The following is a 12,164-nucleotide window of genomic DNA, read 5'->3' on the forward strand; positions in this document are numbered from 1 at the left end:
AACTTGTTCGCGAGACGGTGTGCCTGAAACCGCGATATCAAGCCCTCGCCAACAAGTTGGCTCCTACAGGTCGGCGTTGCATTCTCGATTTCGATTAAGCTCCCACTCAATTCCCGCCAAGAGTCCCGACGATGCGAATTCATTCATGGTGTGCCGCGCTGCTGTTGGGCGTGTTCGCGGTTCAGGCTCATGCAGGCTTTACGGCTCCCAAGCCGGGCGATGTCGTCGAAGTCACCCTGGACCAATTGCATCCGACCCAGGCTGTGATCGGTTTCGACCAGATCTACTACAAGCTCGGACGCTTCTCCAAAGTGCGGCAGAAGCTCTTCGATGAAATCTGCGAAACCAACGGTCAGCATCAAGCCAAGAAGATCAAGCCTGACGCTGACCCGCTGCGGCCTGAAACCTACACCTGCGAAGACCGACCGAACGCTCATCCCCAAGACATGAATACAGTGGTGGTTGGGCCAGAAGGCAAGTTCTATCTCACTGACGGCCACCATGGTTTCACTACGTTGTGGGAACAGCCTGGTGCAGGGCCGCAGATGAAAATGAAAGTCCGCATCACCGATAACTTCAGTGACAGCCAAGACCTCCCGGCGTTCTGGCAGCGGATGGAGCAGACCCACAAAGTCTGGTTGAAAGACGGCAACGGTCAGTCCATTTCTCCGGCTCAGCTTCCAGAACACTTAGGGCTGCAAGGCATGCAGAACGACATCTTTCGCAGCATCGTTTATTTCGTGCGGGACGCCGCTTACGCCAAGCCGAAAGCGGGCGATGTGTCGCCCGAGTTTCTTGAGTTCTACTGGGGTGACTGGCTGCGCGATCATTTGCGACTAGAGGATTTCAATCTCAGTCAACGCAGCGGTTATCACCAGGCCTTGCAGGCGGCGAGCGATCTGATCGTGGCCAAGCCCGCGAACAAGATCATCGGGGGCGGATTCAGCGCCAGACAGCTAGGTGCGTTTGCCAAGGTCAGGCGCAACACCCTGACCCGAACGGCCAGCGACAAGCTGCCTTATGTGCTCGATTACAAAAAGCCTCATTGAGTGGAAGACTGGCCTTCAGACCACGAGCAGTAACAACCCATCGCCATGTTGTGCGTCGCGCTGACGGATCGACTGTCGAGCAGCGCCAGCAAGATAGGTTCGATGAAGCTGTTGCTTGCGTTGCAGGTCAGCCCTTCGCTGTAAGGACCGAAATAGGCCAGTCGTCCCTCCCGATCCCAGATGGCGACGGCGGGTGTCGAAGTGATGTGTTCGGCGCCGGGCAGGCTGTTCAAAGGCGTCATCGTATTCAGGCTCGAGGGCAACTCGCCCTGAGTATCGGGCTTCTGGACCGAGTAGAACTTCACACCTGATTGGCCAGCGGCGTCGTCGCCAGCAAAACGCTCGATCAGTTCTGTCAGGTGCTGTTGATTGCCTACGTTGCACGGGCAGGCCGGGTCCCAGAAATGCACCAGCCGAATTGGCCCGGGGCCAGCCAGCTCGGGCGGCAGACTCAAGCTGTCGCCCGCAAACAACGCTGCATGATTGCTGAACACGCGGACATAGCGACCCTCAAACCACTGGTAGGTCAGCCACAGACTTGCAGCACACAAGATTGCGATCATGGCGTAGAGAACGGTACGGCGTGGCTTGAGGTTCATTCTTTGGCTTCGATACAAGGTGGCGTTACTTGCCATAGCAGGGCAGACGGAAGAATATCCCAGCCCGTTTAGCCGTCCTGCATAACTATTAATATTTTTTGATCTGGAATACCGATGTCCCATTTGTTCGACCCCGATCGCCTGCGTGCCAGTTTGCAACCTTTGGCCGCACTGCAGCCATTGTCCGAAGAGGGCCGGGCTTATCAGCGCTTTTACGGGTTAGAGCAGCTTACTCACGACGGGATGGTCAGCAGCCGTTTGGGACGTTTCGATGTGGGCGGTTACGAGATCGTCATCCAGATATGGACGCCTGAGCAGCCCGTTGCGACGCTAATTCTGATGCACGGCTTTTACGACCACATGGCGCTGTATCGCCACGTTATCGAGTGGGCGTTGGCGCAGGGTTTTGCGGTGATTGCCTGCGATTTGCCAGGGCACGGTTTATCGAGTGGCAGCCGGGCGAGCATCCGGGATTTTGCCGAATACCAAAGGGTGCTTGAGCGTCTGTTTGTCGAGGCGGATGAATTGGCGCTGCCCAAGCCCTGGCACCTGTGCGGGCAAAGCACGGGCGGGGCGATTGTCGTTGACCACGTGCTCAACAGCGGCGCTGCGAGCCCGGCGAAAGGGGAGATCATCCTGCTGGCGCCGCTGGTGCGACCGCGCGCGTGGGGCTGGTCGAAACTCAGCTATTACCTGCTGCGCCCGTTCGTCAAAGGTATCGAGCGACGTTTTAGTGAAAACTCCACCGCCCCGGATTTCCTGCCGTTTCTGCTGACCGATCCGCTGCAACCGCGCCGCCTGCCCACCGCCTGGGTAGGCGCACTCGCCAAGTGGATCACGCGCACAGAAGCCGCTCCCCGCAGTGAGCGCAGCCCGTTGATCATTCAGGGAGAGGCCGACATGACGGTGGACTGGGCGCATAACCTTGGCGTACTCAACGCCAAGTTCACCCGGCCCCGTGTGCTGATGATTCCCGAAGCGCGGCATCATCTGGCCAACGAATCCCCGGAAATTCGCGCGCGGTATTTTGAGTTTTTGAAGCAGCGGATGGGGTGAGCTAACTCGCAGGCCGCCTTTTTATCCGCTTGATCGTACGACGCAGGCGATGGTTGTCGATTGCTGTTAACAACAGCATCCCCGATAAGAAGACAGGCAATGCGCCCTCGTCGAGATAGTGCCAGAACGCCCAGGATACAAGGCTCAATACGGCTGCGGACGATAAGAGCAGTAGTCGATCTTTCATGCCAGACAGGCATCCAGTTGATGGTGATCGCCCGGAAGATCGGCAACGTAAATGGCTGGATATTTGCGCAAACAGTCAGCGAGCCACTCGGTATGCAGCCCTTTCGATCTTGCGACAAATAGCACGTCGCTCAAGCTTGTGCCGTTACCCAACGTCCTGCCTAACGCGACGGCAATGCTTCCGATGACTGCTCCGGCGTAATACGCGGCCGAGCAGGCACCAATGACTGCCAGCTTTTCAAGCTGGGTGCCTGCCCGATGATTTCTCTAATCGTCACTTTTTTCCCGAACTTCTCCACTTGGGTAAGGATAGTGGTCGACGTAGCTATTGCCGTGGAAACGGAGCCGAACAGTGACTGAGGCGCTGGCAGCCCCAGGCTTTCCATGTTCTCTCTGAAGTAATCGTAAAAAGACGGCATCTGGGTGCTCCTCGGCGCAATTGATGGGCCGGTGAAAATGGCTTAATGACCGAAGGCGAACGTAGGGTTTTCTTTTTTGCGACGGTAGGATTTTTCTGGAGCGTAAGACAGGCTGGTCCTACGGATAGGGCGTTAGCGGCGTTGGAACCCAATGCGGCATCACCTAGCCAACGAATCCCCGGAAATCCGCGCGCGGTATTTTGAGTTTTTGATGCGGCGGATGGGGTGAGGGAGTGAGTGTTATTTCTGTAGGAGCCAACTTGTTGGCGAGACGATGGGTTGGCAGACAGGGCGTCTCGCGAACAAGTTCGCTCCTACAGATTGGCGTCCATCAATTGCCGTTTTGTCCCACCGCCAATCCTGCGCGGATCGAGGCCAGGGCCGCCTGGTAATAGGCCTTGCCCTGAGGGGATTCGGCGAACGTGGCGAACTCGTCCAGTTCGGGGTCGGTGAGGTCTCGGTAGACGTAGAGCAGCGTGTTGTTCATGTCCTGGGCGATCTGCGCCATCAGTCGTTGGCGCTGGCCGTCGAGCATGCCTTGCGCCTGACCACCGCCTATTCCCATCAGCCCAGGGATCATCGAGCTCAGACTGTCAGCGGCCACACCAGCGATTGCCAGGCTGACTTCCGCTCCTGCTTCTTTGGCTGGCAGGGCCTCGGCCAAGTGGCCGATGATCAACTGACGACTGTCGCTGACTTGCATCTTCGGCAGGCCTTGGGCGTTTTTCGCAAGTTGATCGGAGCGAGTGGCGGTCAGCTCCGCGTTGACGATCTTGCGTCCCAGCGGCGACTGAAAAAACTGCAGCGCGGGGGCAGGGTCCTGCAGGGTTTGACGCAGCTTCTGCTCGGCGCGCTGATCCATGGCCTGGGGCGCAAAGCGTTGGTTGCTGTTGCTGACGAGCGCATCATACACAGCGGGCGGCAGGCTGTTTTTGTAGCGTTGCTGGGCAGCTTTCAAGGCGTCGTTAAAATGCGCGCGCTGTTCTGGCCAGCCCGCGACCTTATATAACTGGTCGTGGCTGTCTGCCCAGGCGGGCATCGTGCAGAACATCAGCAGCAAGAAAAACAAACGGCGCATAGAGACTCCTGTCGGCAGGCCGCTATTCTCAGTGGCGCGGCGGGGATTTGTCGAGTTAACAGTTGCCCAGACCCCACGAAAATCAGTGTGTTCGCAAATCCTTCGTTGAAAACGCCATCGACTGTTTAAACAGCCGAAATATTTCGTTGCCGTGCAGACCGCAGGCTCTGTCCCATTGATTGGCGTATGGATACTATGCGGCCCATGCAAATACCCCTGGATCACCCGCTGCTGTTACGAATCGTTGACGATGTAGCCGAGCGCGGCTGGTCGCAGCAGGACATCTTTTTGCCCGAAAGCCTGACCCGTGAGCTGGCGCTCGAATGCCGCAAACGCGCAGCCGAAGGCGAACTTGCGCCCGCATCGGTCGGGCGCGGTCTGCTGCAGGAGGTACGCGAGGGCATTCGCGGTGATCACATTCAGTGGATCGAGGCCGGACAAGCCGAGCCCTGTGACCGATATCTGGGACTGATGGACACCCTGCGCCGAGCGCTGAACCGCGGCCTTTTCCTGGGTCTTGAGGACTACGAAAGCCATTTTGCGATGTACCCGCCGGGCGCGTTTTACCTCAAGCACGTCGACCGTTTTCGCGACGACGACAAACGCATGCTGTCGGCGGTGCTGTATCTGAACGACGCCTGGTTGCCCGAACACGGCGGGCATCTGCGCATGTACCTGGAAGGCGGCGTTGAATACGACGTTCAGCCGTCAGGCGGCTGTCTGGTGGTGTTTCTCTCCGGCGATATCCCCCACGAAGTCCTGCCCTCGACCCGCGATCGGTTGTCGTTGACCGGGTGGTTTCGCAGGCGCGGGACAGAGCCGTTTGAGTTGTGAGTGATCGACGCGGCATGTGTTTCTGTAGGAGCCAACTTGTTGGCGAGAGATGCGTCGACTGAAACACCGGCTCGCGAACAAGTTCGCTCCTACAGGGTTCAGCGTTGGCAATATCGCGGCGTCAGGGCGATCTGCGGTCAGCCCAACATGAAACCTTTTTCAGAAACGCATCTTCAGGACCGGGCTAAGGTGATAGCAGCCCACTGAGCCAAACAACAACCTGGAGAAACCATGAAAGCCTTATTCGCAAAACCCGCCATCGCTGGCCTGCTGCTTGGTTCCGCGCTGCTCGGCGCTGCGTTCACCGCCCAGGCGGCGGACGTTCCGCGCACCGCATCTCCTGCGGGAGCGGAGGTGTACATCATCTCACCCAAAGACGGCGCGACCCTGAACGGGACGTTCAAAGTGCAGTTTGGCCTCAAAGGTATGGGCGTTGCGCCAGCCGGAGTCGACGTCCCGGATACCGGCCACCACCACCTGCTGATCGACGTTAAAGATCAGCCGTCCATGGATGGTCCGCTGCCGATGACCGACAACATTCGCCATTTCGGCAAAGGCCAGACCGAAACCGAACTGACCCTCACGCCCGGACAACACACCTTGCAACTGCTGGTCGGCGACAAGAACCACGTACCGTTGAACCCACCGGTTGAATCGCAAAAAATCACCATCACCGTGAAGTAACAGTTCAGCTTCAACGCTGCTGGCAAAGAGGCCGCACCCGGCGGCCTCTGCTCAAGCCTTACAGGCGAAACCGCGAGACCATCCCGTTCAAATCAACCGCCAGGCGCGCCAGTTCGTTGCTGGCAGCGGTGGTCTGATTCGCGCCGGTAGCCGATTGCGCCGACAGATCGCGGATGTTCACCAGATTGCGATCCACTTCGCGGGCGACCTGTGCCTGCTCTTCCGCTGCGCTGGCGATCACCAGATTGCGCTCGTTGATTTCCACTACCGCGACGTTAATGGTGTCCAGCGCCAGACCAGCGCCTTTAGCGATGTTCAGGGTTGATTCTGCGCGCTCGGTGCTGCTGCGCATCGAGTTGACGGCCTGTTCGGTCCCCCCCTGAATGCTGCCGATCATGCGTTCGATTTCGCTGGTCGATTGCTGGGTGCGATGCGCCAGGGCGCGTACTTCATCGGCGACCACGGCGAACCCGCGACCCGCTTCGCCCGCACGGGCTGCTTCAATGGCGGCGTTAAGGGCCAGCAGGTTGGTTTGATCGGCCAGGCCACGGATTACGTCCAGCACCTTGCCGATGTCGCGGGATTCCTCGGCCAGATTGCCGATCAGTGTGGCGGTACTTTGCACGTCGCCGCTCATGCGCTCGATAGCGCCGACCGTTTCTTGCACCAGATCACGGCCATCGCTGGCAGAAGTGGTGGCGTTTTTCGACGCTTCGGAGGTGCTCACTGCATTACGCGCCACTTCTTCGACGGCGCTGGTCATCTCATTGACGGCGGTGGCGGCTTGCTCGATCTCATTGTTCTGCTGCGACAGGCCGCGTGCGCTTTCGTCAGTGACCGCATTCAGCTCTTCGGCGGCCGATGCCAGTTGTGTGGCCGAGCCGGAAATACGCTGCAGGGTGTCACGCAGCTTGGACTGCATCTTGAGCATCGCGGCCAGCAGGCGACCTGCTTCGTCGGTGCCGTCGGCTTTGATGGTGCGTGTCAGGTCGCCTTCGGCAATTTCTTCGGCGGCGTTCAAAGCCGCGGCGATAGGCTGGGTAATGCTCTTGGTGAGTAACCAGGCAAACAGTATCGTCAGGATGGTTGCGACGATGAGCAGCCCCACGACCATGTTGAAAGCGCTGGCGTATTGATCAGTTGCAGCCTTGTTGGCTTCGTTCATCTGTTGAGTGTTGATCTCAACCAGCTTGGCCAGCACGGTATTCATCTGGTCCGAGTTGTTTTGCAAACCGACGTTCAGCAGATTGGCGAGTTCGTCCAGTTTGTTGGCCTGGCTCAGGGACCTCATCTGGCTTTCCAGCTGACGGTATTCGGCGAGTAACGACGCATACTGGTCGTAAGCAGCTTTTTCCACTGGGCCGTCAATCAACTTAATGTAGTTGTTCTGCGCCTCGTCGATCTGGCGATTACGCGTGGTCAGCAACTCGAGAGTTTTCTCAACAGTACTGTCTTCGCGATTGAGCAACAGGCGATACGACAACACCCGCAAGCGAACGATGGCCTCGGTGAGTTTGTCGATGCTCTTGATGCTCGGCACGGTATTAAGCGCAATCCGGTTGGTAGCGTCGTTGATTTTGCTCATCTGGGTCAGCGCGAACACGCCGAGGACCAGCATCAGCAGGCCGATGATGGAAAACCCGAGGAACGCGCGAGGCGCGATGTTGATATTACGCAGAGACATGTCAGTACCTGAAAAGGAGCACGCGTTCCGTGCGGCGGGGCGAAGAGAAACCGGGGGAGTTGCTTAACCTATCGGTCATGCAGCGAAACTCTTGAGCCGCGGTTTACCCGGATTGGCGGGGTGTGCGCTTTTGTCACGGTCTGACGAACAGCAGGAACAAGATGCCAAAAACGCAGTCAACAGGGCCCTTATGCGTTTTCGTCACTGAAGATCTAACGGCGCTGAATGGCCGGAGTATTACCTGGGGCCTAACCCCCGATGGTTCTGGTGTGAACAGCGTCTTTTCTTTATCGTACGCGCCCGTTGAAATTTGCTTGAGAATTCAAAATGTTGGAAGCATCCCTAAGCCAGTTGGAACAACTTGTCGGTGACCTGGTACAGCAGAACCAGGACCTGCAAAACACAAACGCGCAACTCGCCACTGAGTTGGCGCAAGCCAAGGATGACAACGACAGCCTGCAACTGAGCCTGATGGAACAGGAAGACAAGCACGGCGCCACTGCCGCGCGTATTCAGGCGTTGGTTGACCGCGCGACCGGCGTTAACGCCGTCAGCGCATGATCATCAATGAGGAAGGGGTGAACGTCGTTTCCATTCTGGGCAACGACTACTCGATCAAGGCCCCGGAAGGACAAGAGCAGGCGCTTTCTGACGCCGTGATCATGCTCAAGACCGCGCTGGCAGAAACCAAGCGTAATTACCCGACGCTGATCGGCGACCGCTTGCTGGTGCTGGCGGCGCTGAATCTGTGTTCGAAGCAGGTCGAGTTGAAAAAGCAGCACGCCGAAGAGCTGGAACGCTGCCAGCAACAGGTGAGCGCGACGGTTGATGTGATTTCAAAGGCGATCGGGCAGGTTTAACGGTTTTACCAATTTCCCTGCTGACCACGAACCGTGGGAGCGGACCTGTCCGCGAAGAGGTCGGGACAGCCAAGACAGATGTATCGGCTGTACCTAAGCATTCGCGGACAGGTCCGCTCCCACGGTTTTGAATCGTGCCGTTTTTGGTCAGGCGCTCATCACCACCCGAATATCCGCAGCCAGCTCTCGCACGCGGGCTTCTTCGGTGTCCCACGAGCACATGAAGCGCGCACCGCCGTTGCCGATAAAGGTATAGAAACGCCAGCCCTTGGCCGTCAGCGCCGCAATAGCCGCTTCGGACAGTTGCAGGAACACCCCGTTGGCCTGCACTGGGAACATCAGCTCAACCCCCGGAATATCCTTCACCAGTTCCGCCAGCAGTTGCGCGCAGCTGTTGGCGTGACGAGCGTGTTTTAGCCACGCATCGTTTTCCAGCAAACCCACCCACGGCGCGGACAAGAAGCGCATCTTCGACGCCAGTTGCCCCGCCTGTTTGCAGCGATAGTCGAAGTCCTCGGCCAGCTTGTGGTTGAAGAACAAAATCGCCTCGCCCACCGCCATGCCGTTCTTGGTGCCGCCGAAGCACAGCACGTCGATTCCGGATTTCCAGGTCAACTCAGCCGGTGAGCAGCCCAGGTACGCGCAGGCGTTGGCGAAGCGCGCGCCGTCCATGTGCAGGTTCAGACCCAGTTCTTTGCAGGTCGCGCTGATGGCCTTCAGCTCGTCGGGCTGGTACACGCTGCCCACTTCTGTGGCCTGGGTCAGCGTTACGACGCGGGGTTTGGGGTAGTGAATATCAGCGCGTTTGAGCGCCACTTCGCGAATCGATTCCGGCGTCAGCTTGCCGTTCTCACTGCGAGCAGTCAGCAGTTTGGAGCCATTGGAAAAGAATTCCGGCGCGCCGCATTCATCGGTCTCGACGTGGGCAGTTTCCGAACAGATGACGCTGTGATAACTCTGGCACAGCGACGAAAGGGCCAAGGAGTTGGCGGCTGTGCCGTTGAAGGCAAAAAACACTTCGCAATCGGTTTCGAACAGCTGACGGAATTGATCGGCGGCACGGGCGGTCCATTGATCGTCGCCGTAAGCGCGTTGATGACCGTGGTTGGCTTGCTCCATCGCCGCCCAGGCTTCCGGGCAGATTCCCGAATAGTTGTCGCTGGCAAACTGCTGGCTTTGGTCTGTCATGGCCGGTTCCCTGTAAACGAATAGGGTGCGACTTTAACCAACAACGGGGGTGTCGGTCATGCCCTGTTATCGAGCGTTGTCATTGCTACTCATAGAGCAGGTATTGGAACGGCATGACTGACGCGAATATCCCGATGAACCATGGGCGCAACAAGGCGCTGGACCTGCTCAAGTGGCTGGCGATGCTCAGCATGGTCATGGACCACCTGCGTTATGTCGGCTGGCACGCAGACTGGCTGTACGTGCCGGGTCGGCTGGCGTTTCCGTGGTTTTGCCTGGCGATCGCATTGAACCTGGCGCGCAGTCGGACCGATGACGCTGAGCCTTTGGTTCAATGGAAGTATCTGGCGTGGCTGGCGGTGTTCGCTGTCGTAGCGGAGGTGCCGTATCGACTGTTCATGACGGACGAGGCCTACACGCTGAACGTGCTGCCGACGCTGGCGTTGGGGTTGTTGGTGGCGCAGGGCTGGGTAGGGCGTGCTTGGTCGGTTCGTATATTGGGGCTTCTCGCGTTGGGGATCGGTGTGTTGTTCAGCGAGCACCTGATGTTCGGGGCCTTTGGCGTGCTGCTGCCGCTGGCATGTTTGCTAGTGCTCAGGCGGCCTGTCTGGCTGGCGATCATCCCCGGCGTGGTATGCCTGTTCAGCAATGCCTGGCGGCAGATCATCGATGGGGCGCAGTGGGGCGATCCGATTTCGGTGGGTGCGCTGATTTTTTGCCTGATCGGGCCGTTGTTAGGGATTGCGCTGTTGCGCGTGCAGCCTCCGTTTGCTGTCCTGCCCATGAGGCGATGGGCTTATGCGATCTACCCCGTGCATTTTTTGCTGCTGCTGGGTGTGCGGCAGATGCTTGCGCTTTGACGGGCTGTAACTCTTGTTGGAGCGAGGCTTGCCCGCGAAGTCCAAAACGCGGTGTGTCAGGCGAAACCGGGTCGCAGCTTCGCGGGCAAGCCTCGCTCCAACAGAAGACGAGTTCGGCTTGAAATCCCGATAGACAAACCGCCACCCGCGCCATTATCTTGCGCACAGGCCACCGCAGTGGCCTGCGTCGCTCGGACGGTTCCGGGCGCTTACGTTTTCTGAGGCTCACATGGCTGACCACGCTTCGCCGCGCCGTTTTGCGCGCATCGATCGACTCCCCCCTTACGTCTTCAACATCACTGCCGAGCTTAAAATGGCTGCCCGCCGTCGTGGTGAAGACATCATCGACCTGAGCATGGGCAACCCCGACGGGCCAACCCCGCCGCACATCGTCGAAAAACTAGTCACTGTCGCCCAACGTGAAGACACGCATGGCTATTCGACTTCGCGTGGCATCCCGCGTCTGCGTCGGGCGATTTCCAACTGGTATAAAAAACGCTACGAGGTCGACATCGACCCTGAAACCGAAGCCATCGTCACCATCGGCTCCAAAGAGGGCCTGGCGCATTTGATGCTGGCGACGCTGGATCAGGGCGATACCGTCCTTGTACCGAACCCCAGCTACCCGATTCACATTTATGGCGCCGTGATTGCTGGCGCCCAGGTGCGTTCGGTGCCGCTAATACCGGGTGTGGACTTCTTCGCCGAGCTGGAAAAAGCCATTCGCGGTTCGATCCCCAAGCCGAAGATGATGATTCTGGGCTTCCCGTCCAACCCGACCGCGCAGTGCGTCGAGCTGGATTTCTTCGAACGCGTGGTGGCGCTGGCCAAGCAGTACGACGTGCTGGTAGTACACGACTTGGCTTATGCCGACATCGTCTACGACGGCTGGAAAGCCCCGTCGATCATGCAGGTGCCCGGTGCCAAGGACATCGCTGTCGAGTTTTTCACCCTGTCCAAGAGCTACAACATGGCGGGCTGGCGCATCGGTTTCATGGTCGGCAACCCGGAACTGGTCAACGCGCTCGCGCGGATCAAGAGCTATCACGACTACGGCACGTTTACGCCGCTGCAAGTGGCCGCGATTGCTGCGCTGGAAGGCGATCAGCAATGCGTGCTCGACATCGCCGAGCAATATCGCCAGCGCCGCAACGTGTTGGTCAAGGGCCTGCATGAGCTGGGCTGGATGGTCGAAAACCCGAAAGCGTCGATGTACGTCTGGGCCAAGATCCCCGAGGCTTACGCCGCCATGGGCTCGCTGGAGTTCGCCAAGAAGATGCTGCTGGAGGCAAAAGTCTGCGTCTCGCCCGGTGTCGGTTTTGGTGAATACGGCGACGATCACGTGCGTTTCGCCCTGATCGAGAATCAGGACCGGATTCGTCAGGCCGTACGCGGCATTCGCAGCATGTTCAGGGCTGATGGGCAGTTGCCGGCTAAATCGGTCTGATTGCGACATTCGCCTTACAAAATCCCCGGCCTCGACCGGGGATTTTCATGTGTACTGCGTTTCTCGTTCCCGCTTCTGCCCGGAGGGCGTAGGAGTCCGGCTTGCCGACGATTGGCGGCGAAGCCGTCATGAAACCTGAAAGCAGCGTCCCCCTAACACACCGCATTTTAAGGGCTTGCTGCCGGTCCCCGGCAGGTCGTCGGCAAGCCGGACTCCTACG

The 12,164-nt window shown here is 58.6% G+C and carries 13 protein-coding genes and 1 pseudogene; 8 read left to right on the forward strand and 6 right to left on the reverse strand.

Annotated elements, in window-relative coordinates; all coding sequences use genetic code 11:
- Positions 1 to 131: 131 nt before the first annotated feature.
- Positions 132 to 1,049 (forward strand): ParB/Srx family N-terminal domain-containing protein, encoded by a 918-nt coding sequence (locus tag ACWKWM_RS01600; RefSeq protein ID WP_483844429.1) that lies wholly within the window; start codon positions 132 to 134, stop codon positions 1,047 to 1,049.
- Here ACWKWM_RS01600 and ACWKWM_RS01605 read toward each other — a convergent pair.
- Complete coding sequence (locus tag ACWKWM_RS01605; RefSeq protein WP_483844430.1) at positions 1,043 to 1,648, reverse strand: DUF6436 domain-containing protein; 606 nt, start codon at positions 1,646 to 1,648, stop codon at positions 1,043 to 1,045. The genes ACWKWM_RS01600 and ACWKWM_RS01605 overlap by 7 nt on opposite strands.
- Positions 1,649 to 1,762: 114 nt before the next feature.
- Here ACWKWM_RS01605 and bipL point away from each other — a divergent pair, with 114 nt between their 5' ends.
- Positions 1,763 to 2,704 carry a phospholipase BipL gene (bipL, locus tag ACWKWM_RS01610; RefSeq protein WP_483844431.1) on the forward strand — a complete coding sequence of 314 codons (942 nt, stop codon included), beginning with the start codon at positions 1,763 to 1,765 and terminating at the stop codon, positions 2,702 to 2,704.
- A 347-nt stretch (positions 2,705 to 3,051) separates the two neighbouring features.
- Here bipL and ACWKWM_RS01615 read toward each other — a convergent pair whose 3' ends face one another.
- Together ACWKWM_RS01615 and ACWKWM_RS01620 are read right to left on the reverse strand one after the other, a co-directional pair.
- Positions 3,052 to 3,309 carry a hypothetical protein gene (locus ACWKWM_RS01615; RefSeq protein ID WP_483844432.1) on the reverse strand — a complete coding sequence of 86 codons (258 nt, stop codon included), beginning with the start codon at positions 3,307 to 3,309 and terminating at the stop codon, positions 3,052 to 3,054.
- A gap of 331 nt (positions 3,310 to 3,640) precedes the next feature.
- Complete coding sequence (locus ACWKWM_RS01620) at positions 3,641 to 4,387, reverse strand: DUF2059 domain-containing protein (RefSeq protein WP_483844433.1); 747 nt, start codon at positions 4,385 to 4,387, stop codon at positions 3,641 to 3,643.
- Between the two features lie 195 nt (positions 4,388 to 4,582).
- Between ACWKWM_RS01620 and ACWKWM_RS01625 the strand changes: the two genes are divergently transcribed.
- Together ACWKWM_RS01625 and ACWKWM_RS01630 are read left to right on the forward strand one after the other, a co-directional pair.
- Positions 4,583 to 5,221 (forward strand): 2OG-Fe(II) oxygenase, encoded by a 639-nt coding sequence (locus ACWKWM_RS01625; RefSeq protein WP_483844595.1) that lies wholly within the window; start codon positions 4,583 to 4,585, stop codon positions 5,219 to 5,221.
- Between the two features lie 231 nt (positions 5,222 to 5,452).
- Positions 5,453 to 5,905, forward strand: coding sequence for a DUF4399 domain-containing protein (locus ACWKWM_RS01630; RefSeq protein ID WP_483844434.1), 453 nt, complete (start codon positions 5,453 to 5,455; stop codon positions 5,903 to 5,905).
- A gap of 58 nt (positions 5,906 to 5,963) precedes the next feature.
- Here the strand turns inward: ACWKWM_RS01630 and ACWKWM_RS01635 are convergent, their stop codons facing one another.
- On the reverse strand, positions 5,964 to 6,836 hold the full coding sequence (locus ACWKWM_RS01635) for a methyl-accepting chemotaxis protein (protein WP_483844596.1): 873 nt from the start codon (positions 6,834 to 6,836) through the stop codon (positions 5,964 to 5,966).
- A 30-nt stretch (positions 6,837 to 6,866) separates the two neighbouring features.
- A pseudogene (locus tag ACWKWM_RS01640) lies at positions 6,867 to 7,589 on the reverse strand (MCP four helix bundle domain-containing protein); the annotation flags it as partial.
- Positions 7,590 to 7,916: 327 nt separating this feature from the next.
- Between ACWKWM_RS01640 and ACWKWM_RS01645 the strand changes: the two are divergent.
- Both ACWKWM_RS01645 and ACWKWM_RS01650 read left to right on the forward strand, forming a co-directional pair.
- Entirely contained in the window at positions 7,917 to 8,150 is a 234-nt protein-coding gene (locus ACWKWM_RS01645; protein ID WP_483844435.1) for a hypothetical protein, read from the forward strand.
- Positions 8,147 to 8,449, forward strand: a complete 303-nt coding sequence (locus ACWKWM_RS01650) for a cell division protein ZapA (RefSeq protein WP_483844436.1) — start codon at positions 8,147 to 8,149, stop codon at positions 8,447 to 8,449. Before ACWKWM_RS01645 ends, ACWKWM_RS01650 begins: the two co-directional genes overlap by 4 nt.
- A 147-nt stretch (positions 8,450 to 8,596) precedes the next feature.
- On the opposite strand, the gene ACWKWM_RS01655 is transcribed toward ACWKWM_RS01650, so the two are convergent.
- A complete protein-coding gene (locus tag ACWKWM_RS01655) occupies positions 8,597 to 9,637 on the reverse strand; it encodes a threonine aldolase family protein (protein ID WP_483844437.1) in 1,041 nt (346 codons plus the stop codon).
- Positions 9,638 to 9,750: 113 nt separating this feature from the next.
- On the opposite strand from ACWKWM_RS01655, the gene ACWKWM_RS01660 reads away from it, so the two are divergent.
- Both ACWKWM_RS01660 and alaC read left to right on the forward strand, forming a co-directional pair.
- The gene (locus ACWKWM_RS01660) at positions 9,751 to 10,497 is read left to right on the forward strand and encodes a TraX family protein (protein WP_483844438.1); all 747 of its coding nucleotides are present in this window, start codon (positions 9,751 to 9,753) and stop codon (positions 10,495 to 10,497) included.
- 229 nt (positions 10,498 to 10,726) lie between these two features.
- Complete coding sequence (gene alaC, locus ACWKWM_RS01665) at positions 10,727 to 11,944, forward strand: alanine transaminase (protein ID WP_483844439.1); 1,218 nt, start codon at positions 10,727 to 10,729, stop codon at positions 11,942 to 11,944.
- Positions 11,945 to 12,164: the final 220 nt, after the last annotated feature.

The organism is Pseudomonas rosaeacicularis (assembly GCF_057128745.1).